Annotated in this window: 17 protein-coding genes and 1 tRNA gene; 5 read left to right on the top strand and 13 right to left on the bottom strand. The window is 64.1% G+C overall.

Annotated features, from left to right (window positions below):
* Positions 1 to 14: 14 nt before the first annotated feature.
* The 6 genes from FVP60_RS10620 to FVP60_RS10595 form a co-directional block, all read right to left on the bottom strand.
* Positions 15 to 587, bottom strand: coding sequence for a TetR/AcrR family transcriptional regulator (locus FVP60_RS10620; RefSeq protein WP_147826250.1), 573 nt, complete (start codon positions 585 to 587; stop codon positions 15 to 17).
* A gap of 151 nt (positions 588 to 738) precedes the next feature.
* Positions 739 to 2,853 (bottom strand): BCCT family transporter, encoded by a 2,115-nt coding sequence (locus tag FVP60_RS10615; protein WP_147826249.1) that lies wholly within the window; start codon positions 2,851 to 2,853, stop codon positions 739 to 741.
* A 348-nt stretch (positions 2,854 to 3,201) separates the two neighbouring features.
* Positions 3,202 to 3,286 (bottom strand) — tRNA-Tyr (locus FVP60_RS10610).
* A gap of 143 nt (positions 3,287 to 3,429) precedes the next feature.
* Positions 3,430 to 4,332 (bottom strand): PfkB family carbohydrate kinase, encoded by a 903-nt coding sequence (locus FVP60_RS10605; RefSeq protein WP_147826248.1) that lies wholly within the window; start codon positions 4,330 to 4,332, stop codon positions 3,430 to 3,432.
* A complete protein-coding gene (locus tag FVP60_RS10600; RefSeq protein ID WP_147826247.1) occupies positions 4,329 to 4,811 on the bottom strand; it encodes an FBP domain-containing protein in 483 nt (160 codons plus the stop codon). Before FVP60_RS10600 ends, FVP60_RS10605 begins: the two co-directional genes overlap by 4 nt.
* 92 nt (positions 4,812 to 4,903) lie before the next feature.
* A complete protein-coding gene (locus tag FVP60_RS10595) occupies positions 4,904 to 6,787 on the bottom strand; it encodes a glycoside hydrolase family 13 protein (protein ID WP_147826246.1) in 1,884 nt (627 codons plus the stop codon).
* A 62-nt stretch (positions 6,788 to 6,849) separates the two neighbouring features.
* On the opposite strand from FVP60_RS10595, the gene FVP60_RS10590 reads away from it, so the two are divergent.
* Positions 6,850 to 7,710, top strand: a complete 861-nt coding sequence (locus tag FVP60_RS10590) for a hypothetical protein (protein WP_147826245.1) — start codon at positions 6,850 to 6,852, stop codon at positions 7,708 to 7,710.
* Positions 7,711 to 7,808: 98 nt separating this feature from the next.
* Here FVP60_RS10590 and FVP60_RS10585 read toward each other — a convergent pair whose 3' ends face one another.
* The 3 genes from FVP60_RS10585 to FVP60_RS10575 form a co-directional block, all read right to left on the bottom strand.
* A complete protein-coding gene (locus FVP60_RS10585) occupies positions 7,809 to 8,717 on the bottom strand; it encodes a sugar ABC transporter permease (RefSeq protein ID WP_147826244.1) in 909 nt (302 codons plus the stop codon).
* On the bottom strand, positions 8,717 to 10,327 hold the full coding sequence (locus FVP60_RS10580) for an ABC transporter permease subunit (protein ID WP_147826243.1): 1,611 nt from the start codon (positions 10,325 to 10,327) through the stop codon (positions 8,717 to 8,719). The genes FVP60_RS10585 and FVP60_RS10580 overlap by 1 nt, the downstream gene beginning before the upstream one ends.
* A 69-nt stretch (positions 10,328 to 10,396) precedes the next feature.
* Positions 10,397 to 11,650 carry a sugar ABC transporter substrate-binding protein gene (locus FVP60_RS10575; RefSeq protein WP_147826242.1) on the bottom strand — a complete coding sequence of 418 codons (1,254 nt, stop codon included), beginning with the start codon at positions 11,648 to 11,650 and terminating at the stop codon, positions 10,397 to 10,399.
* 248 nt (positions 11,651 to 11,898) lie between these two features.
* On the opposite strand from FVP60_RS10575, the gene FVP60_RS10570 reads away from it, so the two are divergent.
* The gene (locus FVP60_RS10570) at positions 11,899 to 12,387 is read left to right on the top strand and encodes a YajQ family cyclic di-GMP-binding protein (RefSeq protein WP_147826241.1); all 489 of its coding nucleotides are present in this window, start codon (positions 11,899 to 11,901) and stop codon (positions 12,385 to 12,387) included.
* Positions 12,388 to 12,440: 53 nt separating this feature from the next.
* Here FVP60_RS10570 and FVP60_RS10565 read toward each other — a convergent pair whose 3' ends face one another.
* Positions 12,441 to 12,980, bottom strand: a complete 540-nt coding sequence (locus FVP60_RS10565) for a MarR family winged helix-turn-helix transcriptional regulator (RefSeq protein WP_147826240.1) — start codon at positions 12,978 to 12,980, stop codon at positions 12,441 to 12,443.
* A 90-nt stretch (positions 12,981 to 13,070) separates the two neighbouring features.
* Between FVP60_RS10565 and FVP60_RS10560 the strand changes: the two genes are divergently transcribed.
* Entirely contained in the window at positions 13,071 to 15,344 is a 2,274-nt protein-coding gene (locus FVP60_RS10560) for an MMPL family transporter (RefSeq protein WP_147826239.1), read from the top strand.
* Here the strand turns inward: FVP60_RS10560 and FVP60_RS10555 are convergent.
* The 3 genes from FVP60_RS10555 to FVP60_RS10545 are packed head-to-tail and all read right to left on the bottom strand — an operon-like array spanning position 15,330 to position 17,865.
* Positions 15,330 to 16,199, bottom strand: a complete 870-nt coding sequence (locus FVP60_RS10555) for a metal ABC transporter permease (protein WP_147826238.1) — start codon at positions 16,197 to 16,199, stop codon at positions 15,330 to 15,332. The genes FVP60_RS10560 and FVP60_RS10555 overlap by 15 nt on opposite strands.
* Positions 16,196 to 16,921, bottom strand: coding sequence for a metal ABC transporter ATP-binding protein (locus tag FVP60_RS10550; RefSeq protein ID WP_147826237.1), 726 nt, complete (start codon positions 16,919 to 16,921; stop codon positions 16,196 to 16,198). The genes FVP60_RS10555 and FVP60_RS10550 overlap by 4 nt, the downstream gene beginning before the upstream one ends.
* A complete protein-coding gene (locus tag FVP60_RS10545) occupies positions 16,918 to 17,865 on the bottom strand; it encodes a metal ABC transporter substrate-binding protein (RefSeq protein ID WP_246132568.1) in 948 nt (315 codons plus the stop codon). The genes FVP60_RS10550 and FVP60_RS10545 overlap by 4 nt, the downstream gene beginning before the upstream one ends.
* A gap of 409 nt (positions 17,866 to 18,274) precedes the next feature.
* On the opposite strand from FVP60_RS10545, the gene FVP60_RS10540 reads away from it, so the two are divergent.
* A complete protein-coding gene (locus FVP60_RS10540) occupies positions 18,275 to 19,030 on the top strand; it encodes an aggregation-promoting factor C-terminal-like domain-containing protein (RefSeq protein WP_246132567.1) in 756 nt (251 codons plus the stop codon).
* A gap of 93 nt (positions 19,031 to 19,123) precedes the next feature.
* Entirely contained in the window at positions 19,124 to 21,892 is a 2,769-nt protein-coding gene (locus FVP60_RS10535; protein ID WP_147826235.1) for a DEAD/DEAH box helicase, read from the top strand.
* Positions 21,893 to 22,103: the final 211 nt, after the last annotated feature.

The following is a 22,103-nucleotide window of genomic DNA, read 5'->3' as shown; positions in this document are numbered from 1 at the left end:
CTGGGAGGAGGGCGTCAGTCGGTGACGGCGCGCGAGCTGAAGGACTGAAAGACGGCGACGATGCGCTGCGTCATTTGTGCCGGCGGCGTGGGGTCGTCACCGTCAAGCCAGCGTCCGACGAGGGCGAACAGGCCGGCCGCGAGCACCAGGATGTGATCGGGCACATCGCCTGGGGCCAGATCGCGATAGGGGGCACCGAGCGGCGAGAAGCGAATGATGCGCTCTGCCACGAATGCAATGACGCGCTCGCTGAGCCGGCGTGAGCCCGCCTCACGCAGCGCCGTGCGATAAAACGTGTGGTGAGTGTAGAGGTGAGTGGTCAGGGCCATCCAGGTCGGCTCGACCTGTTCGTCACCGGCGCGGTCATTGTCGGGAGTCGGGATGCAGTCAAGCTCATCTTGGATGCGTGCCAAACCCGTCTCGGCGTACGCCGTTTGCAGGTCGCCGAAGTGCTGGTAAAAGGTGGGGCGGCTGACGCCGGCGCGCGTGACGATATCGGTGACGCTGGGCGCGATGCCCTGCTCCAGGTACTCCGCGATGGCGCGCATCAAGACTTCGCGGGAGCGTACGCGACGGGGGTCGTCCACTTCAAACCTTCTTTACATGTGTAAGTGACTTACATTTGTAATTTAGTTTGCGATGTGGGTGGGTGCAAGATGACAGCGCACTTTTCAGCAAACACAAAGCCTGCGTTCGAGGTGGAACGCAGGCTTTGTGTTTTCGACGTGTGGTGCGCGGCTATGCTCCGCGCGGCTCACCATCTGCGGGCGACGAGCTCTGTGGTTCCGCGCCCTCCGTGAGCCGTGGTTCCGCGCCCTCCGTGAGCTGTGGTTCCGCCGCTTCCAGCGCCGCCACAGTCTCAGGCTCTGCCGCTTCGAGCGCCGCCTGTTCGGCCTTTTCGTCGGCGTCGCGCTGCGCGAGAATCACTTCGATCTGCCCGGTGCGAGCGTCGTCGTACCACTCGGTGAGCTCGGGGTTTTCGGTGTCGAGCCACGCGCCAGCGCCCTCATCGGGAGCCGTGGCGTGCGCCTCGAACACGAAGTCATCACCGTGCTCTTCGATGCCGCGCTTGATGCCCTGCTCGATCGCCACTTCGGCGAAGCGGTTGCGCAGCACCAGTGGGTCGGTGGAGAGATCGCGCCACCACGCGATCATGATGCCGATGATGACCAGGGTGAACGGCAGCGCCGACACCGTAACGAGCGCCTGGAGGGCGGTGAGGGCGTCGCGTCCGCCGGCGAGCAGCAGCGTGGTCGCGATCGAAGCCAGCGCGATTCCCCAGGTGATCGTGACCCATTTTGATGGTTCCGGCTTGCCGTGTTGGCTCATTTGCCCCATCACGATGGACGCCGAATCGGCGCTGGTGACAAAGAAGATGACGACCGAAATCATCGCGACGACCGAGGTCACCAGCGGCAGCGGCAGGTTGCCGAGCACGGAGAACAGAATGTCTTGGCTGTCTTCTGCCCCGGCGATGTTGAGCCCGGCTTCTTCCATGCGCATCGAGGTGCCGCCGAAAATGCCGAACCAGATGAGGCACACGATCGACGGAACCACCATCACCACAAAGGTGAACTGGCGAATGGTGCGTCCGCGTGAGATTTTCGCAATAAACATGCCGACGAACGGCGTCCACGACACCCACCAGGCCCAGTAGTAGGTTGTCCAGGTCTTCATGAACTCGGCGGTCTCGGGGCCGTCGACCGGCGAGCGCTGCAGCATCGTGGCGAGGTCGTGGAAGAAAGCGACGCCAGACGACGGAATGAAGTTGAGCAAGAACAACGTCGGGCCAACGATGAAGACGAACGCGGCGAGAATCGCGACCATCAGCATGTTGATGTTTGACAGCACGCGGATTCCGCGCTTGACGCCCGAGACCGCCGACAGGATGAAGGCGCACGTCAGTACGGCGATGATGCCGATGATGAGGCCGTTGCCGACCGGGCCAATGCCGCCGACAATCTCCACGCCACGTGCGATCTGCAACGCTCCGATGCCAAGCGACACCGCGGTTCCGAACAGCGTGACGATAATCGCGAAAATGTCGATAACGGCGCCGATGGGCCCGCGCGTCTTCTGGCTGAAAATCGGGTCGAAGATCGACGAGATCAGGGGCGAGCGGGCGCGGCGATACGCGACGTAAGCAATTGCGCCGCCGACGAGCGCGTAGTATGCCCACGCCAGCGGCCCCCAGTGGAACATCGTCTGCGCCATCGCGGCCAGCATCGCGTCGCGGGTGCCGGGGTCGGCATTCATGCCCGAGGGTGGGTCGAGAAAGTAGACCAGCGGCTCGTACGGACCGTAGAACAGTAGGCCGATTCCCATGCCGGCGGAGAACAGCATCGCGACCCACGACACGGTGGAGAACTCGGGCTTTTCATCGTCAGAGCCGAGCACGATGCGACCGCGCTGGCCGATCGAGACGATCAGCATGAAGAAGAACACGACGATGGTCAGCAGCGAGAACAGCCATCCGAAGCCGGTCGAAACGCCGTCGAGTGCAGTGCGGGCGAAGGTGCCCATGCCGACGGTGTCAACCAGACCCCACGTCACAAATCCCACCGCGAAAGCGGCCGTGAGCACGAATACCCACCAGTTGGTGCTGAACTTGCGCCCAGTGTCGTCGACGCCGATTCCCGGAATCAGTGCGGGGTGCACGCCGTAGGGCGTGTTGACCTCACGAAAGATTCGCTTTGCAGCGTCTTTTCGCTTCGCCGCCTCTTTCCGCTTTTCGGCGTCATGTTGCCGCGCGGCGTCGGCTTGTTGCGCGGCGTCGGCGCGTGTGGTGGTGATGCGTTTCGCGGCGTCGGTGCGCGCGCGCTTGGTATCTTCTGGCTCCGTTGACGATGTCATGTTTTGGCCCCCTAGATCCATATGTGCCTCACTAAGCATACGGAGCCAGTTCTCAGCCTGATTTGTGGCGACGCCCAGGCAACTGTGTAAAGGGCGTGGCCAATACCCCACCGCGACGATCTTGGTTCCGTCATTTTGTCGGCGCTTTTGGTTCTGCGGGGCCCAATCGTGCAATTTCCGACGACAAAATGATGTTCTGCCTGCAAAATGCGGCGCGACGACGCCCCCGAGAGTCGGAACCATGGCTCAGCACAGCGCCGATGGCCGTAATACAGGGGCCCCGCGCCGCCGCCCCGGAACCACGTGGCCGCAAACGCCGAAAGCCTCGGAAAATCCGAGGCTTTCGTCTGGTGGCAAGTGAGGGATTCGAACCCCCGAATGCAATGCAGGCTGATTTACAGTCAGCTCCCTTTGGCCGCTTGGGTAACTTGCCAGGTGCATCCCCGTCCGACTTGTACAGCCGACCGGAGGCGCGATTATTGATACTACCCTGCGAAGGCCGTAGGTAAAAATCGAAAGTGTTGCCCGCGAGTGTCAGCCGCGAGCGCGCTCTCGCCGCCCAAAACGCGCCACAATCTAGGTGCCGATGTGGTCGTAGTTTTCTCCCGGTTGCGCCGGAATTTGCAGCAGAGCCCCCTCGTGTCGCACGGTCGCTGCGGCGATATCCATCGCGCGCTGCAAGCCAGCAGCCCAGTCGTCCGCGTCGCTACCGAGCGCCCACGACACCATCGCAGACAGCACGGAGTCCCCCGCGCCCATGGTGTCGATCACGGGGCCGGGCATCGCAGCGATGCCACACTCCACGACTCCCGAATCGGTATCCACACGCGCACCACCTCGCCCGCGGGTTGAAACCACCACGGGTACTCCGCGCTCGCGCAACCAGCCGCGCACTGGTTCCACGGTTGACTCATACAACAGCTCGGTGTCGTCATCGCCGATCTTCACCAGGTACGCACGCGGCACCAGCGCTTCAAACCCGGAAATAAACGCCGCCAGGTCGCGCATCATGCCGGCGCGCGGGTTGGGGTCGATAAAGAGGCGTGCGCCGGAACCACGCAGTGCGGCGCTGAGGCCGGCTACCTGCGCCGCGTCGTCGAGTGCCATACAGCTCACCACCACGCCGCGCGCGGCGGCGATCGCCTCGCGCTCTGCATCGCCAAACACAATCGAACGATTGCGTGAGGCGCTATTGAAAACGTAGGTCGGCTCACCGTCACGCCGCTCGCTCACCGCGCGCGCCGTACCGAGGCGAGACGGGGTTGCGATCAGCGTGACCCCGAAGGTCGACAAATAGGTGCGCACCCGGTCGCCGTCGGCGTCATCACCAACCATCGCGATCAAGGCGACCGCATGCCCCAAGCGTGACAGCCCAACGGCAACGTTGAGTGCGGCGCCGCCCACGAATTCCCGCACGCCATGCTCATCGCGCAATTCGTCAATGAGGGCATCACCGATGACAACAATTTCCGCGTTCATGCGATCACCTGCGCAACCAGTCGTTCGGCGCGTGCGCGCGTTTCATCAATGCGTCGATCAACACTGGCGCGTACTTCTCCCGGCGCGAGCGGCGCTGCTAGTCGCACGTTGTCGTGACACGAGAGATCTGCACACATCATGGTTCCGATACTGTCACCGCGCTCGCCCGCAGGCCCCGCCTTGCGAGCGGTGAACATCGCCACCTGGTCGCCGGGCTGCATGGTGTGACAGACGTTGCATAGCGCCGCTCGCGCCCGCGAATGACCGTCGGCGCGGCGCAACACAATGCCCGTCGTTTCGCCGTCGAGTTGCACGATGAGGTAGCCGCGACCGGCGAGCCGAGGGTCTCGCCACGCGTAGAAGTCGTGGTGATCCCAGTCGGCAATGTAGAAAGCGATCGGAACGGTGACGTGCTTCGCCTCTTCGCTGGTCGCGTTGATAAACGCGTGAGCGACATCCGCTTCGGTGAGAGCCTGCATTCGCCGAGTCTATGATCTACCAGGCCTCGTGGCACCCTCTGTGACGCCACCCGCAGGTTCCGACCCCGTCACCCGCCCGTTCCGACCTGCCCTTAGCTAATGCGCACGCCGGGCAGTTGCCACATCGCGAAGGCGGGGCCTTCGGCTTCGATCAGCACGGAACCATCGTCAGCGGTTGCGAGCAACGCGTCGCCATACAGCGCCTCAGCGTGTGAGGCTCCGGGCAGTTGCACATCGTCGAGCTCAACCGAGAGATCACCGCGCGACGCGACAACCAGCACCGTCTCTTCGGCGCTTTCTCGCACGAACACGAGCGCTTCATCGTCGACGTGCACGAAACGCATGCCGCCGGTCTGTAGCGCCGCGTGCCCGCGCCGCAGCGCGATCAGCTCACGGTACAGCGAGATCCGCTCGGCGACGACGGGGTCGCCCTCCGTGCCCCACGGAATCGGCGTGCGGCTGCTCTCGCCGTCGGCCCCCGTCAACGCGTACTCGTCGCCCGCGAACACCACCGGCACCCCCGGCAACGTGAGGGACAAGCCCACCGCCACCGGCATGGTTCCGGCAGCCGCGTTGGTCTCAAACCGTGCGGTGTCGTGGGTGTCAAGCGGCAGCATGTTGCCCAGTCGCACCCGCCACGGGATGCCAGCCGTAAACCGCGTCATCGCGGCGGCAACATCACGCGCCGTGTACCGCGGAATGCCGCCGATCGGCTGCGTGAAGAACCAGGGTTCGGTGACCTCTTCGCCGTCATAGGTGAGGTACGGCGTTCCTTGCGGGTCGCTCAGCCACCCCCATACCGGTCGCGTGAACGACGGATACGTCATGGCACCGTGCCAGGCGTCGCCCTGCAGGTCGCTCGTGGCGTCGTTGGTCGATTCGCCGAGCAGAATGGCGTCCGGGTTGGTCGCCAACACCGTGCGCAGCAGCGTCTCGCGCACCTCGGCGTTGAGGTCGATATCGCGGTATCGCCCGGTCATATTGGCAACGTCGACGCGCCATCCGTCGATGCCAAAGGGTTGCTTCAACCAGTGCGCGACGACCGAATCTTCACCCTCGATAAAGCGTTGACGAAGCTCTTGTGAGGCCCAATTGAACTTGGGCAGGGTGAGCGAGCCCAGCCACGACACGTACTCGGTGTTGTCGGCGTTAGTGAAGTAGTAGAAGGCACTCTCCGGCGCCGCCGGATTGCCGTAGGCGGCGCGGAACCATTCGTGGCGGTCGCCGGAGTGGTTGCTGGTCAGGTCGCCAATAATGCGCATGCCCCGTGCGTGAACGGCGTCGATCAGCCGCTTGTAGGCCTCATCACCGCCGAGCAGCGGATCAACCGTCATGAAGCTCGAGGCGTCGTAGCGGTGGTTGGAGGCCGCCGGGAACACCGGGGTGAGGTACAGCAGCGTGACGCCTAGGTCTTGCAGGTGGTCGAGGTGCTCGATGATGCCGTCGAGGTCGCCGCCATAGAACTGCTGCGAGCGGCCCGGAATGACCGGATCAACCGGGGTATCCCACTCGGCCGGAATAGCCCACTCGGGCGTGGGGCGCTCATCGGCCAGCGCCGAACGGGCGAACCGGTCGGGAAAGATTTGGTACATCACCGACTCCGACAGCCAGGCGGGTGGCGGCGTGCTGGCAACAAACGCGAAGTCTTCGGCGTCAAGCGTTTCACCGGTGTGCAATCCCGACTGGTTGAGGGTTTCGACCGCACCGTTCGTGTGGATAAACAAGAACCGGTACCCGTGACGCGGGTTTTCAACGACAATGTCGGCCTGCCACCAGTCCCACCCGTCGGCGCTCGAAACCAGCGTCGCTTCGCTCCATGCCGGCTCGTGGTCGGGGTTAGAACGGGTGCGCACCGCCGTCAGTGGGCCGTAGTGTTGCGGCACGCGAACGCGTACCTGCACGGTGTCGCCAAGCGCGGGCGCCTGCGTTGAGACGTAGAGGTCGGAACCATCATGGTGGGGCTGCAGCAGCGTCACGGATGCACCTTTCGTTGTGTTGTCATTGTGTCAGGGTCGGCGCCGCCGCCTACGCTGGGGGCATGCTCGCGCACGAAGACCGAGCCCTGTTGCCCCGCACACTGTGGCGCCCGCGCCCGAAGACGCGTGCCGAGTTGCACGCCTTCATTCACGACATCCTGCGGCACGGCGGCGTGCCAGAACGCGACCTGCGCCGGCTGCACATCGATGGTTCCATCGATGGCGCCGACATTCCGTCGCTGAGTATCAGCACCCGCGATGCGGCTTTCCGTTTCGCGCCCGAGGACGATCCCGAAACCGCGCTCGAGATTCCCGCCGCGACTGTGACAACGGGCCTGCTGGGCCGGCTCAGCGTTGTGTTGGAGCGAATCACGGTGGAGAAGGCGCCGCTGTCGCTCATCGCAACCGCCACCGAGGTTCCGCTGGCCTGGCTCGAAGCCGATGGCCTGGTGATGGGGTTCGACGGAGTCAAGACCTGGCGCGGTCGCGCGACGGTGAGCGTCGACACCGACCTCGACAAGCTGGCAAAAGCGGCGCGTGAGGCCGCCAACAGTTCGGGGGAGGTCACGGTCACCAAACTCGCGGTGAGCGGAACCTCGCAGAGCGACCGCAGCGCCGACGTACGCGTCGCGGTGGGGGCGCGCAAGGGATTCTTGGCGTTCTCGGGCGCGGCAACCGCGCACGTGGAGATTGACGAATCGCTCACCGTGCGGGTTTCGAACCTCAAGATCACGAGCCGCAACCCCATCGTAGCGATCGCTGCGCGCGCGTTCCGTCGCAAGATTCGTGAAGCTGTCGAGGGCGAGCACACCATGGCGGAGTTGGTGGGTCCGGCGATCGAGGTCACCGATGTTCGCATGCGCTTTGGCCCCTCGTTCAGCGCCGAGATCGCCGTGCGCGGTACGGGTGTTGCTTCCGCCTGACGCGGTTCCGCGGCTCCCGCCCGGCGGGGCGTGAACGACGAAGCCGCCCCGCGCTGGTGACCAGACGTAGGGGCGGCTCATCGGTGCCGTTTCGGCGATTACTTGACGGCGCCGGCGGTCAGACCACCGACGATGTACTTCTGCAGGTAGAGGAACAGCGCCACCACTGGCAGAGCCGACATCACCGCACCGGCCGAGAACGCCGACCAGTCGGCGTAACGCGGGTTGGAGACCAACTGCGTGAGGCCAACGGCAAGTGTCTGGGTCTCTTTGTCGGTGAGGATGACGGAGGCGACCACAAACTCGTTCACGGTTGAAATGAAGCTCAGCAGCGCGACAACCGCGAGAATCGGGGCCACCAGGCGCAGGATGATCGTGAAGAAGATGCGCGCGTGGCTTGCGCCGTCGATCTTCGCGGCCTCATCGATGTCTTTCGGCACCGTGTTGAAGAAGCCGTACATGAGGTAGGTGTTCACGCCGAGCGCGCCGCCGAGGTAGACCAGAATCAGGCCGGCGTGGGTGTTCAGGCCAATCGCCGGGAACCATTCGCCCAGCGTCGACATCAGCAGGAAGATCGCGACGACCGCCAGAATCTGCGGGAACATCTGCACGATCACAATCGACATCAGCCCGACGCGACGGCCAGCGAAGCGCATGCGCGAGAACGCGTAGGCGGCGAGGGCGCCGAGGAAGACCGTCGACACGCTCGTGATGCCAGCCACCAGCATGGTGTTGCCGAACCACTGCATGAACGGAACCTGTGGGTCGTTGAGCATGCGGGCGTAGCTGTCGAGACCAATCGCCGAGAACAACGCGTTGGAGCCCGTGAGCGTGCTTTCGGGATTCAGCGATGACGAGATGACAAAGATGATCGGAAAGAGCGAGAAGATCACCATGATCGCCCCGACGATGTGGCGCCATCCGGTGGCCGCAAACCAGCGTCCGAAGTTAAACGGGCGCTTCGTTGGGATCGTGGCGATGTCAGTGGGAAGTGCTGCGGTAGTCATTAGTTCAGCTCCTCCAGGCTCTTGGTGCGGCGGAAGGCAATGATCGAAATCACCGCGACGATGATGAAGATCAAGATGGAGTAGGCACTGGCGAGGCCGTAGTCACGGGTCTGCCCGGTAAAGGCCACCTTGTAGACCATCGAGATCAGAATGTCGGTGAAGCCGACGGGGATCGGGGCCGCGGTATCTCGGGGGCCACCGTTGGTGAGCATGAAGATCACGTTGAAGTTGTTGAAGTTGAACGCGAACGATGCGATCAGCAGCGGCGCCACACTCACGAGAAGTAGCGGCAGCTTGATGAGTCGGAACACCGCCCACGGCTTTGCGCCGTCCATCTTCGCCGCCTCAAGCGCGTCTTCTGGGATCGACTGCAAAGCACCCATGCACACCAGGAACATGTAGGGGAAGCCGAGCCACAGGTTCACCAACAGGATGGAAACCTTGGCGAGCCACGGATCGGTGAGCCACGGTATATCGGCTCCGCCCAGCAGCACCTGGTTGATGAAACCGAACGACTGGTTCATCATTCCCGCCCACACCAGCGCCGACAGGAACGACGGAACCGCGTACGGCAGGATCATGAGCGATCGGTAGACCTTGCGGCCGCGCATGCGCATGTCGTTAAAGACGATGGCGAGGAACAGACCGAGGAAGAAGGTCGTGGCGACCGACAGAATCGCGAAGGCGAAGGTCCACGCTGTGACGTACATCAGCGGCTGTGCGAGACGCTGGTCGGTCACGGCTCGGATGAAGTTATCGAAGCCGACGGTGACGGTCCAACCCGGAGTCAGCGCGGTACCGTCGGGGGCGACAAACGAGCCTTCGCCGTTGTCGGAGAACACGGTTCCGTCGTTATCGGTCATGGTGTCGGCAACGGGGTCGTACGTCAGCGACGAGGTGTACAGGTACCCCTTCTGGCCGTCGGGGCTGCGCAGGGCGCCGTCGTTCGGGTCGTCGGAGAGCGGAACCGAAAGGGCTTCGAGCTCGTCAGAACGGTTGACGACGTCGGCGAACTTCAGGGAGGTCCAGCCTTCGAGCGCGACAGCCTTGCCGCCGTCCATTTCGGCACCCGAGACCTCTTCGAGGCCCGACTCCGTGGTTCCGACCGACACGTCTCCGTCAGGGTCGGTAACCAGCAGGCCCAGCTCGCCCGCGCCATTTTCTACGACGGTGACGTCGTAGGTGACAGAGTCTTCGACGCGCTCAAGCGAGGTCGCCATGAGAGAGCTGATCGCCTGATCTTTGTTCAGGCTGTGGCCGGTGCCCTGGTTGGTGAAGGCGATGTACCCGGTGTACCCGAGCACGAACACCTGGAAAATCAGGAGGAAGATGACGCCCGGAACCAGGTACTTGGCGGGCAGTTTGCCGCGCGAAAAGTAAATCCAGTTGACGAGAATCGTGACGGCGATCACGAGGGCGGCAACGCCCCACTGCTGATAGCCGACCAAAACGATGACCGCGTAGATCGCGATGGCATCGACGATTCCGAGTAGCGCAAGCTTGGCGACAATCGCCCAGATGCTCCCGCTGGCGTGCTCGGCGATATGAGCGGCACGACGCTGTTGTTTGGTGCGACGAACCGGTGGTTCGACTGGCGCCTCTATGGTCATGCGGCTGACCCTTCCCCGTCCGAACGTGTCTGTGGGTGCGACGCTAGCGCCGCACCCACAGAATTGCTACTACTTGATCGCTGCCGCGACGTCTGATACGAGCTTTGCCCATACCGTCGTCGGGTCGCCACCGTTGATGATCTCAGCCTGGGCGATGCCCCAGTACTGCCACACGGCACCCATGGCGGGAACGGCGGGCATCGGAACTGCGCTCTCACCGGCGGCTGCGAAGCCAGCGACGATCGGGTCGTTCGATGCTTCTTCGGCTGCTGCCGTCAGAGCGGGCAGAACGTTGCCAGCCTTGAACAGCTCAAGCTGAACGTCAGCGGTTCCGATGTAGTTCACCAGGAAGTCGTTGGCAGCAACGGTGTTCTTCGACTCGCTCGAGACGTAGAAGCCCTTGACACCAGCGAACGGCTGAGCCGGGTTTGCGGTCGGGCTGGGGATCGCGTCAACGGAGACGTTGATGCCAGCGTCAACCGCTGCGCCAACGTTCCACGGGCCGGTCAGCCAGTAAGCCGACTTGCCGGAGAGGAAGTTCTCCTTAGCGATGGCACCGTCGATGTCGGTGTTCAGCGCGCCGGTTCCGTTCTTGCCCTGTGCTGCCAGCCAGTTAGCGAACTCGGTGCCGCCAGCCGAGCCGAGCTCGAGCTTGGTGGGGTCGTAGCCGCCGTCAGCGTCAAGGCCGAAGACCGGAGCGCCGAATGCCGTCTGGAACGGGTACAGGTGGTAGGGGTTGCCCTCAACGCCCTGCTCAACAACGAAGGGCTGCTCGAGGCCAGCGGCGGTGCCGGTGGCGAGCATGTCGTCGAACGAGGTCGGCGCGTTGGGAGCGATGTCGGCGTTACGCAACAGCGCAATGTTCTCGACAGCGTAGGGAAGCAGGTAAACGGTACCCTCGTAGGTGGCGGCGTTCAGCGCAACATCGAGGTAGTCGGCGGCGGAGTCGCCAAGCTCGAGGGGAGCAACGACACCGTTGGTGGCGAGCTCGCCGGCCCAGTCGTGTGCGCCCATGACGATGTCGGGGCCCTTGCCGGTCGGAACCTGCTGGATGAAGTCATCCTTGATCGTGTTGACATCGCGACCAACGATGTCTACGGCGATGCCGGTCTTCTCTTCGTAAGCGTCAGCGGCGCCCTGAAGTGCGTCTACACGCTCAGCGTCAACCCAGACGACGAGGGTGTTTTCGCTCGACTCTGCGCCGGTGGAATCTTCAGGCTTGGTGGTGTCGGCGGGGTTTGCCGATCCCGAGCAACCAGCAAGCAGTGCGCTCGTTGCCAGCAGTGCGCCAAATACAAGGGCGCCCTTCTTGTTCACCATCATTGGTGTTGCCTCTCTGAGTTTGTGGGCCCAGGGTGTCGACGCAAGTGCCGGCCGACGTTGCCCTGGCGATGTGATTGCAAGCGCTTACAGTATGCACACCCTTCACCCAGATGCGCAACAGAAAATTGTGCCAAATAATCACGCTGTATCCAGATTGTGATTGTGGAAACGCTTACACGCGGGCATGCGTGGGGCAGGTGCGCGGCATGCATAGGGCAGATTGCGCGTCAGACGGATACCATGTGCGTATGGCTGACTCCTCATTCGACATCGTCTCCAAGATCGACCGCCAAGAGGCAGACAACGCTCTGAACCAGGCGAAGAAAGAGGTCGAGCAGCGCTACGACTTCAAGGGCACCGACGCCTCTATCGACTGGAGCGGCGACTCGATCATCATCAAGGCGAACTCAGAAGAGCGCGCAAACGCGGTGCTCGATGTCTTTCAGACCAAGCTCATCAAGCGCGGCATCTCACTGAAGAGCCTCGACTCGGGTGAACCACTCGCCTCCGGCAAAGAGGTGCGCATCACCTCGACGCTGAAGGAAGGCATCTCGCAAGAGAACGCGAAGAAGATCAACAAGATCATCCGCGACGAGGGTCCCAAGGGCGTGAAGAGCCAGATTCAGGGCGACGAACTTCGTGTGAGCTCCAAGAGCCGCGACGACCTGCAAGAGGTACAGCGCCTCCTCAAGGCCGCCGACCTCGACGTCGACCTCCAGTACGCCAACTACCGGTAATAGGCCTGTTTTGCTCGAACGACCCCGCGCATAGCGTCGGGGTCGTTCGGTGTTTAAGGTGTGTCGAGGTCGGCGGCCATGTTGCGCAGAAACTCGATCACGGTCTCGCGTTCGGCCGGGCTGAGTCGCATGACCGACGGCACGCGCTTGGCGTGCTGGCGACCGACCGACTGCATGGCTGCCTCGTGCGTTTCGGGGGTAATAGCAATTGCGAGCGCGCGTCGATCGGTGGGATGAGCGGCACGCGTCACGTGGCCGCCGGTCTCTAGCCGATCGAGCAGCTTCGTTGTCGAGGCCGTTGAGATTCCTAGATGCGCGGCAATCGCGCCGGGCGTTGCCACCGTGTCGGTGTGCAAGCACGCGGCGAGAAAGTGCAGCGCACGCATATCGGTCTCATTGAGCTTCATATAGCGCCGCGATGCATCGGAAATTCGTTGCTCGGCGGCGCGCAGAGCGCCGAGCGCTTGCATCACTTCGCTGACCTGCGCCACATCGTCGGCCGACATGCCTGAACGATCGACAAGTCGACCTTCCGGGTCGCTGGCATCGAGGCGGTAGATGCCATCTCCGCTCACGCCCTCGCGCTCTGTCATTCCCCTAGCTTAATCGATCGTTAGCGAATAGTATTTCTTGCTAAGCTAGCAATCTGTTTGGCGAGAGATGTGACGAAGAAACGGTGAACGATGTCTAGTCGGCGAGAGCTTCGCGAGCAAGCTACTGACGATTCCGTCCGCGAGCAATCCGCCCGGGGCGAATCCACCCGCACCCGCACCCGTACGCGCGGCGGCGCGCGATGGTTCCGAATCCTCATCCCCGCGCTGCTGATTCTGGCGTGGTTCGCGGGCGCTGGCCTCGGCGGACCGTTGTTCGGCAAGATCGATGAGGTCTCTTCGAACGACTCGACCGCCTACCTGCCCGACTCTGCCGACGCCACAGCCGTGCAGAAGGTGCTCGGCGATTTCAGCGGCGAAAACGCGATTCCCGCCATCGCGATTTTCACGAGCGACACCACCCTCACCGACGCGCAACTCGCCAGCATCACCGCCGCGCTCGACAAGGCGCCGACGGTGGAGGGCGTGACCGACAACCTCTCCCCCGCCATCCCCTCCGATGACGGGCTCGCCGCCCAAGCCTTCATCCCCATCGATGCCGACAGCGACATCGGCGAGGTCGTCATGACCCTCAGCGACCAGCTGAAAGCCGACGTTGCCGACGGCGTCACCGTTGCCATCACCGGCCCCGCCGGCTTTACCGCCGACCTCATTTCAGGCTTCGCCGGCATCGACGGCCTCCTGCTTGGCGTCGCCCTGCTCGCGGTGTTCGTGATCCTGATTTTGGTCTACCGCTCGCTCCTGCTTCCCGTTGTCGTGCTCTCGACCAGCCTGTTCGCGCTCTGCGTTGCCCTCCTCACGGTGTGGTGGCTCGCCAAGTGGGGCGTGCTGCTGTTGAGCGGACAGACGCAGGGAATCCTGTTCATCCTGGTCATTGGCGCCGCGACCGACTACTCGCTGCTGTTTGTCGCGCGATTCCGCGAAGAGATGCGCGTCACGCAAGACAAGGGGCAGGCCACGATTCGCGCATGGAAGGGGTCGTTGGAACCAATTCTCGCGTCGGGTGGCACGGTGATCGCGGGTCTGTTGTGCCTGTTGCTGAGCGACCTGAAATCCAACAGCACGCTAGGCCCGGTCGCCGCGCTCGGCATCGTGTTCGCGATGCTCGCCGCCCTGACGCTGCTGCCCGCCCTGCTGTTTACGTTCGGCCGCGCGGTGTTCTGGCCGCGCCGCCCGCGCTTCGAGCCCGACGTGGTCGAGGCCGAGCACGGCATGCCGCAAAAGGGTCTGTGGGCGGGTCTTGCTCGCTTCGTACGCAAGCGCCCCCGCGCCATCTGGATCGCCACCACCCTGATCCTCCTCGTCGGCGCCGTCGGCGTCACCCAGCTCAAGGCTGATGGCGTCGCGCAGTCCGAGCTGGTGCTGGGCACCTCCGAAGCGCGCGACGGCCAAGCCGCGCTCGGCGAGCACTTTCCCGGTGGTTCCGGCAGCCCCGCTTTCGTGCTGACTCCGGAGGCCAAGCAACAAGAGGTCGCCGACATTCTGCTGGCGCACGACGGTATCTCCAGCGTCTCCATTTCGGCAAAAGACTCGGTCACGGGTTCGGCCACGGTGACCGCCGATGGCATCGTCGCGCAGGGCCCTCCGGGGGTGGAACCACCGGCACCGACGGTCGTTGATGGTCACGTCTTGTTGCAAGCAACCCTGACAGATGCCGCCGACTCCGCGGCCGCTGCCGAGACGGTGCGCGACTTGCGCGTTGAATTGGCGGGCACCGATGCGCTCGTCGGCGGCGTGACGGCCACCGCGATCGACACCAACGACGCCTCGATTCACGACCGCAACCTGATCATTCCGCTGATTCTCGTGGTGATCCTGCTGATCCTGATGCTGTTGCTGCGTTCGATCGTCGCACCCGTGCTGCTGATTCTCACGACCGTGCTCTCCTTCGGCACCGCGATGGGAGTGTCGGCGCTGGTCTTCAACGGCGTCTTTAACTTCCCCGGTGCCGACGCCGCGGTTCCGCTGTTCGGATTCGTATTCTTGGTGGCCCTGGGCATCGACTACAACATCTTCTTGATGACCCGCGTGCGCGAAGAGTCGATCAAGCACGGCACGCGCCACGGCGTGCTGCGCGGGCTCGCGATTACGGGTGGCGTGATCACGTCGGCCGGGCTCGTGCTCGCCGCGACGTTCGCCGCGCTGTCGGTCATTCCGATTCTGTTCTTGGTACAGCTCGCGTTTATCGTCGCGTTTGGCGTGCTGCTTGACACGTTTGTGGTGCGCACCCTCCTGGTTCCGGCGCTCACCTACGACATTGGCCCCGCCATCTGGTGGCCGTCAAAGCTTGCCCGCGCCGAACAGCCGGAAGACCCGGCCGTCGATGGCGTGTCAGCGGGCCGCTGATACCGGGCGGCGCACGCGAGAGACGAGACGCGGAACCACGCCCTGCGTGGGGCTGAAGAGGTAGACGACTGCGAAGATGGCGCCTTGGGTGAGCACGACGAGCGCGCCGGAGGCGGCGTCGAGGTAGTAGCTGAGCGTGATGCCGACGACGGCGGCGAGCGCGCCCAGCAGCGGCGCGATCCACAGCATGCGGCCAAAGCGGTCGGTGAGCAGGTAGGCGGTGGCTCCGGGAATGATGAGCATCGCCACCACAAGCACAACGCCAATAACCTGCAGCGCGACGACACTCGTGAGCGCCAACACCCCGAGCAGCAGCGCGCCCAGCAGGCGCGGGCGCAGGCCAATCGCGAAGGCGTGCGCCGGATCGAAGGCGTAGAGGGTGAGGTCGCGGCGCTTGATGAGCAGCACGGCCATGGCGATGACCGCGAGAATGGCGATTTGCAGCAGGTCGGCGTCTGAGACGCCCAGAATGTTGCCGAAGATGATGTGGCCGAGATCGGTTTGGCTGGGGATCACCGACACCAGCACCAGGCCCAGCGCAAACAGCGTCGTGAAGACAATGCCGATCGCGGCGTCTTCTTTGACGCGGCTGGTGTCACGAATCAGGCCGATGAGCGCGACGGCGAGCAGACCGAAAACCAGCGCGCCGATCGCAAACGGGGCACCAAAAAAGTAGGCGAGCACAACGCCGGGCAGCACTGCGTGCGAGACCGCGTCGCCCATCAGCGACCACCCGATCAGCACCAGCCAGCACGACAACAGTGCGCACACGACGGCGGCCAGCACCGTGGCGCCGTAGGCCCGCAGCATGAACTCAAACTGAAACGGCTCAAACAACACATCGACCCAACTCATGCGCCCTCCTCCCAGCCGAATGCGCGCGCCAGAATTCGTGGTTCCAACCCCGTGGCCACATCGCCGTGAAACAGCACGCGGTTGCGCAGCAGCACCACGTCGCTGGCGAGGCCCGGCAGACCCGCGAGGTCGTGGGTGGAGACGATGACACCGCACCCCTCGGCGGCGAGCTCCGTCAGCACCTGGGTGATCATGGCCTCCGACGGCTTGTCGACGCCGGCGAAGGGCTCATCGAGCAACAGCACGCGCGCATCTTGCGCGATCGCCCGAGCGACAAAGGCGCGCTTCTTCTGCCCGCCCGACAGCCGCCCGATTTGGCGACCCGCGAGACTCGTCAACCCCACCCGCAAGAGCGCCTCATCGACGGCGGCGCGATCAGCCCGCGACGCACGGCGAAGAGGGCCCTGTTTGCCGTACCGCCCCATCATGACGACGTCTCGCACGCTCACCGGAAACGACCAGTCGACCTCCTCGGCCTGCGGCACATAGGCGACGGCGCTGGCGGCGCGCGCCGCCCCGGGAGTTTCGCCGTCGATGAGAACGGAACCAGCAGCGGGGGTGATCACGCCCATGATGGTGCGAAACAGTGTTGATTTTCCGGACCCGTTCATGCCAATCAGGCCGGTGACGGTGGCGTGCGGAACCTGCAGGTCAACGTTGTCGAGGGCAAGCGTCTCGCCGTACCGCACGGTGACACCGCGAACGTCGATCGCGAGAGTCATGACCCCTCACCCGCGAGTGCCGCAACGATCAGGTCGACGTCGTGGGTGATGAGGTCGAGATAGGTGGGAACAGGACCATCGGCCAGTGAGAGCGAATCAACATAGAGCGTGCCGCCAAAGCGTGCGTCGGTCGCCGAGACGACCTGCAACATGGGCCGCTCTGACACCGTTGACTCGCAAAACACCGCGGGCACATTCGTGCCGTTCACAGTGTCGATGATGGCGGCGAGGCGCTGTGGCGTGACCTGTTGCTCGGCGTTGACGGGCCAAATGAAAACCTCGGCAAGGCCTGCGTCTCGGGCAAGGTAGCTAAACGCGCCCTCACACGTGATGAGTGTGCGGTGTTGCGGCGGAATGCTCTCGATCGCGCTGACCAGCTCGGTCTGCACCTGCTCGAGCTGAGCAATGTACGCTTGCGCGTTGCTCTGAAAATCGGCGGCATGCTCGGGGGCAAGCTTGGTGAACTCGGCCGCGAGCACCTCGGCGAAGTGCTGCACGTTCTTCGGGCTCATCCAGGCGTGAGGGTTGGGCTTACCAGCGTAGGCATCGCTGGCGATATCGATGGGATCGAGACCGTCGGTGAGGGTGACAATAGGCACATCGAGATCGGCGGTGAACTGGTCAAACCATGCTTCCAATCCCCAGCCGTTATCGATGAGAAGATCGGCCTGCACCCCTTGCCTAATGTCACCGGGGGTGGGTTCGTAGCCGTGAATTTCGGCGCCCACTTTGGTGATGGATCGCACGTCAATATGCTCCCCCGCGATCACGCTGGCGATATCAGCCAGCACGCTGAACGTCGCCACCACCACGGGACGGCTTTCTGACTCGGCCTCGACTTCGGCCTCGGTCACGGCGGGCGTCGTGCATGCCGCGAGCGCGAGCATCACCAAACTGAGCACGGTCGCGCTCAGTACAGTGTGAAGCTTGCGATTTTTAGGCACACCGAAAACGTACCTTTTCGGTGTGCCTAAATCAACTGGCCGCGGTGCCGCGCAGGCCGGAAACACGCGGAAAGTAACGGAACGGTAACGGCACGGCGCCTGCGCTGTGGACGGCGCTTTTCGGGCAGCTCGGGCCGCGCAGGCGCGGCCCACACACCGTTCGCTCAGCTTGTTCATCAGCTTTGCCCAGATCAGCCGCTCAAGGTTGCTCAGGTGTTGCCCCGAACAACACGCACCGCTCCCGATGAACTGCGTACCCGAACGCAGACTCCGTGTACCCGAACACGCTGGGCGCGCCCGCCACCGAAAGTCGGTGGATCCCAACCCGAGGTTTTGAATGTCTTTCTCGTCTCACACTTCGCGGCCCCAGCCGCCCGCTCCTTCCAAACGCCGCGCCAGCATCGCTCTGGTGGGTGCTCTCGTCGCACTCGGCACGCTCGGAGCCTCCGCTCCCGCTGTCGCCGCGGGCCTGGTTCCGCCCGTCCGCCAAATGTTGCCCGCGGTCGAACTCACCGAGCTGCGTGCCGCCACCGATGCCGCCGACGCCGCGGTTGCTGACGCCGACGCCGCCAACGCCGAGGTGGCCGCCTCGGGCCTCACGATTGCCACTCCGGCCGTTGACGCGCAGCAGTTGCGGGAGTATCTGGCCGACTCGCTCACGGTGACGGGCGCCGCAGACGAAGCCCTCACCATGAACACCGCTCAGCTCGTGGCCGCGACCGAAGAGGTTGTGACCGCTACCTCCACCATTCGCGCCGACCTCCTCGTTACCGCGCAGCGCGTGGCCGCCGAGCAGGCAGCCGCAGAGCAGGCCGCCGCCGAAGCCGCCGCGGCCGAAGCGCTCGCCGCCGCCAACACCCCGGACGGCGCACGCGCCACGGCCGAATCCATCGCGCTGAACGACTACGGCTGGGGCAGCGACCAGTTCGCGTGCCTGGAGTCGCTGTGGAGCAAGGAGTCGGGCTGGAACTATCAGGCCGAAAACTCCTCGTCGGGCGCTTACGGCATTCCGCAGTCGCTGCCCGGTAGCAAGATGGCGACCGTCGCCGATGACTGGGCCACGAACGCCACCACGCAGATCATCTGGGGTCTGCAGTACATCGATGCCGTCTACGGCAGCCCGTGCGGCGCCTGGTCGCACTCGCAAGCCACCAACTGGTACTAAATCGGCCCTGTTTCTGATGCGGTGCGCTGGTTCCGCCCCTTGGATGGGTGGAACCAGCGCGCGGCTGTCTGAGGCGCCTGCAAGAATCGACGAGTGAGCGAGAAAACCGAATCTTGGCGCGACCGCCTGGCCGTGACGGCTCCCGCCGCGGCAGACGGGCACGCCGATCTCGGCCTGCTGTTTCAGTTGCGAACGCTCACCCGCCCGGGCAGTCAGTGGACCTCACCGCAAGCGACGCCCGCCACATCGGTCAGAAAGCGCGGCACCCAGCGGCTGGGCGTGCGACCGGCCCTGCGAAGCAAGAGCGGCAACTGGGTCACCAGCGACATCACGTGGGGCACCCTGACGTACAAGGTGGAGCGACTCGGGCTTGATGCCGCGCAGGTTGCGTGGTTCACTCAGTTCGCAGCCCTGCACCGCGCCAGTGGTTCCGGCTACCGCGCGTCGGAGAGCGATTGGCTTTACCTCGACGATTTCGCCAGCCCCCTGCTCTGGCCGCTGCTTGATTCTGCCGCCACCACCGGCATCACCCTGCTCACTGGAAAGAAGGCCACGAGGGTCGATGTGGCGCCCGCGGCTCGGGTTGTGGCAGAGATTGCGGCCGACGGAACCTCGGGGCTGCGCATCGCGCCGACGGTCACGATTGACGATGTGGGAGTGCCCCCCACCGGCGTCGTCGCCGACCATGGCGTCTACATGTGCGCGTTTGACCCCGACCTGCGCGTCATGCTGGCGCCCGTTCGCGGTGCGGGGCTCGAGTTGGTGCGCGATGAGGCTGGCGCTATTCGGGTGCCCGTCGCCGATGTCGAGGAGTTTTGGGAGCAGGTTTACCCCGCACTCAGCACTCGGATCGGGCTGCAAGGACGCGGCATCGATTTGCCCGAGGTGCGCGAAGAGACCGTGCTGGTGGTGGAGTACCGGCCCCAAGACGTTGTGCTGTTGCGATGGGAGTCTTGGATTGGTTCCATCCATCAGCCGCTACTCAGCGGACCGATTGATCTGCGAGACAAACTCAGCGGCGCTGACGCTGCGGCGTTTGTGGCGGAAGAGCTACCGGCGATCGCCGACAGTGGCGTGCGCATCGAAAGTGTCGGCGAAAAGCCGCACTACCGCGCAACGGCCGAGGCGCCCACTCTGCGGCTCACGGCGGTGCCGACCGAGGGTAACGACTGGCTCAGCCTCGGCTTTGTCATCATGCTGGGCGACTACATCGTGCCGTTTGCCCGCGTCTTCGCGGCGCTGAGCCGCGGTCAGACCAAACTGCTGCTCGTTGATAAGTCCTACCTCTCACTCAAGCAGCCGATCTTTGACAGCCTGCGTGAGCTGATTCACGAGGGCGCGCACCTCGAGGAGTGGGAGACGGGTGCAATTGTCAGCCGCTACCACGCGCACCTTTTTGAGCCGTTCGAAGACGAATCGGATCAACGCCCCGAGGCTGTGGCATGGCGCACCGCTGCCCGCGCTCTCGTCGGCACACCGGTTCCGATCGACGCGCCTGACGGGCTGACAGCGACACTCCGCCCCTACCAACTCGACGGGTTTCGCTGGCTCGCGCACCTCGACGAGCACCGTCTCGGTGGCATTCTGGCCGACGATATGGGTCTGGGAAAGACTCTGCAAACAATCGCGCTGATGCAGCATGTGCGGGGCAGCGGTCGGCCGTTTCTGGTCGTCGCGCCCACCTCGGTCGTTGGTGGCTGGGGCGATGAAATTCGCCGATTCGCTCCCGCGCTGACGGTGGCGATGGTGGGTTCTACGCGCGACCCCATTCCGGCTGATGCTGACGTTGTGGTGACCTCATACGCGCTGTTTCGTCTGGAGTTTGATCGCTTCGAGCGCCAGAGCTGGCGCGCGCTCGTGCTCGATGAGGCGCAGTACACCAAGAATCCGGCGTCGCAGGTGCACGAGTGCGCGTACGCGTTGCGCGCTGATATCAAGATTGCGCTCACCGGCACCCCGATGGAGAACAGCCTGCTCGATCTGTGGGCGATTTTGCGCGTCGTTGCCCCCGGGCTGTATCCCTCACGATTGCGATTCACCGACCGCTACATCAAGGCGCATTCTGCCGAGCGCATCGGCGAGCTGCGCCGACGCATTCGGCCGCTGATGCTCCGGCGCACCAAGCAGAACGTGGCGCTGGAGTTACCCTCACGCACCGAGCAGGTGGTCACCATTGATCTCGGCCGCGAGCATCGGCGCCTCTACGACCTCCACTTGCAGCGCGAGCGCCAGAAGATTTTGGGGCTCGTCGAAGATCTCGACCGCAACCGCTTCATCGTGTTCCGCTCGCTGACGCTGCTGCGCATGCTGGCGCTTGATCCCTCGCTCATTGGCGACGAAGATGTGCGCCCCGGTGCGACGACCAAGCTGGATGAGCTGCTGGATCGCATCGAAGACCTCGCCGCCGAGGGGCACCGCGCGCTGGTGTTTAGCCAGTTCACGTCGTACCTCGCGCTGGTGCGTTCGCGGCTCGAGGCGCGCGGCATCCGCTACGAATATCTTGACGGAACCACGACGAAGCGCCCCGAGGTGATCTCCCGTTTTCGTGATGGGGATGCGCCGGTGTTCTTGGTGAGTCTGCGCGCCGGCGGCGTCGGCCTCACGCTGACCGAAGCAGACTCGGTGTTCTTGCTTGACCCGTGGTGGAACCCCGCCACCGAGGCGCAGGCCATCGACCGCACGCACCGCATTGGGCAGACCAAGCCCGTGATGGTCTACCGTCTCGTCGCGCGCGACACGATTGAGGAGAAGGTGGTGACGCTCGGCGAATCGAAGCGGGCACTGTTCTCCGAGGTCATCGACGGCGGCGACCTCTTTGCCGGCTCACTGACGGCAGAGGATGTGCGGGCGCTGTTGGAGTAAGGGTGCGTGGGTCTCTTCGCGCGGGTGCTGGGAGCGATGGGGCGATGCGCGCGGTCGGGTCGCGCTACGGTCCGGGCTCGCGCCACGGCGACGCGCGGCCCGTTGCGCAATTTCGTCGGTATCGCCCCACGACATCGCGATTCGCGTCAGACTGGATTCCTCGGTTTCGTCGGCGACTGCTTTCGCCGACTGCTACACGCGAAGGAGAATC

The sequence above is a fragment of the Microbacterium mitrae genome, from assembly GCF_008017445.1.
Lineage (GTDB): Bacteria > Actinomycetota > Actinomycetes > Actinomycetales > Microbacteriaceae > Microbacterium > Microbacterium mitrae.
Note: the sequence above shows the minus strand (reverse complement) of the source record. Positions and strands in the feature narration are given on the sequence as shown.